We start from the raw sequence: 1,620 nt of genomic DNA on the forward strand, positions 1-1,620 counted from the left end.
GGTGGGACGGGCAATCCGGCCCGTTCCACCCAAGCCGCTCGGCACCGCCCCGCACCGCACCACCCGAGCTCCACCGCACCATCCAGGCCACGGCCCAGGTCTCCGCTCCCGGGCCGTACCGGCCGCCGATCCGCCAGCCCCGTTGAAGCCGCAGGAGACAGACATGACGGACACGTCGACAGAGCGCCGGCACAGAGCCGCCCGCCCACGCCGCACCGGCCTGCGCGCCCGGAGCCTCGCCCTGCTCGCCGCGGTGTTCACCGTCCTCGCCGGCCTGTTGGTCGGGCCCGCGCCCGCCGCGCACGCGGCGAGCAACGGCGACTGGTCCGTCGACCCCTTCGTGCCGCCCGGCACCGACCAGAACAACCGCCGCTACTTCTTCCTGGAGGCCGCGGCCGGCGAGACGGTGACCGACACGGTCGTCGTGGCCAACACCAGCAACCGCAAGCTGACCTTCAAGGTCTTCGGCGCGGACGCCTTCAACACGCCGCGCGACGGCGCCTTCTCGGTGCGCCGCCTGGGCGACCCGATGAAGGGCGTCGGCCTCTGGCTCAAGGTCGGCAACGGCCAGGACACCGTCGAGGTCGAGCCGGGTACGCGCGTCGCGATCCCGTTCCAGATCGTGATACCCGCCAACGCCACCTCCGGCGACCACGTCGGCGGCATCATGGCACTCAACAACGAGACCATCGGCCAGCAGCAGGAGGGCCAGCTCCGCGTCGACCTCAAGATGCAGGTGGGTGCCCGCATCTACCTCAAGGTCCGCGGACCCAGCCTGCCCGCGATGGACGTGCGCGACGTGCGCGTCGAACGCGCCACCGGCTTCGGCGAGTTCTTCGGTTCCGACAAGGCCGTCATCCGCTACACGATCACCAACACCGGCAACGTCATCATCCGCCCGCAGACCGAGCTCAAGGTGAGCGGGCTGTTCGGCCGCACGCTGCTGACCAAGAAGAGCGACCCGGGCAACCAGATCGAGATCTTCCCGGGCGAGAAGGTCGAGCTGGTCCAGACCTGGAACGACGCACCGCTGCTGGACCGGGTCGACGTCCAGGTCAGTGCGGTGACCGAGCAGGAGAACCAGCGTCTCACCGACAAGAGTTCGACGTCCTACACCGCGGTGCCGTGGCCCGCTCTGCTGGTCCTCGCGCTGCTGCTGATCGGCGGCGGCGTGGCGTGGCAGCTCATGCGCAACCGCAAGAGCGGCGGCGGCAACAGCGGTGACAAGGCGGAGAACCAGGGGCCCAAGGCGCCTTCCGGCGGCGAGTCCGCGCCGACCGCCGGCGGCGACAAGGTCGCGGGCTCGGCCGAAGGCTCGGGCGCGGGCGACAAGAAGGACAAGCCCAAGGAGACCGTGCCCGCGTCATCAGCGGATGACAAGACGGACGAGGTCAAGGAGACCGTGCCCGCGTCGTCGGCCGATCACAAGACCGGTGACAAGAGCGAGGCCAAGAAGGACCCCGAGACCGAGGCCAAGACCGAGGCCAAGACCGAGGTCAAGGCGGAGGGCAAGAAGGACACGTCCCAGGAAACCGCGCCCGCATCGGCGGGCGGCGAGGCGGCGGACCCCGCGGGGGTCGGTCGTTGAGCTACCTGGCACCTCGACGCACCCTCGCGGGG

The 1,620-nt window shown here is 70.5% G+C and carries 1 protein-coding gene; it reads left to right on the forward strand.

Features of this window, described 5'->3' with window-relative positions; all coding sequences use genetic code 11:
- Positions 1–163: 163 nt before the first annotated feature.
- Positions 164–1,588, forward strand: coding sequence for a WxL protein peptidoglycan domain-containing protein (locus ACRX5S_RS34965; RefSeq protein WP_436777240.1), 1,425 nt, complete (start codon positions 164–166; stop codon positions 1,586–1,588).
- Positions 1,589–1,620 lie beyond the last annotated feature (32 nt).

This window comes from Yinghuangia sp. YIM S09857 (assembly GCF_051388915.1).
Taxonomy (GTDB): Bacteria; Actinomycetota; Actinomycetes; order Streptomycetales; family Streptomycetaceae; genus Yinghuangia.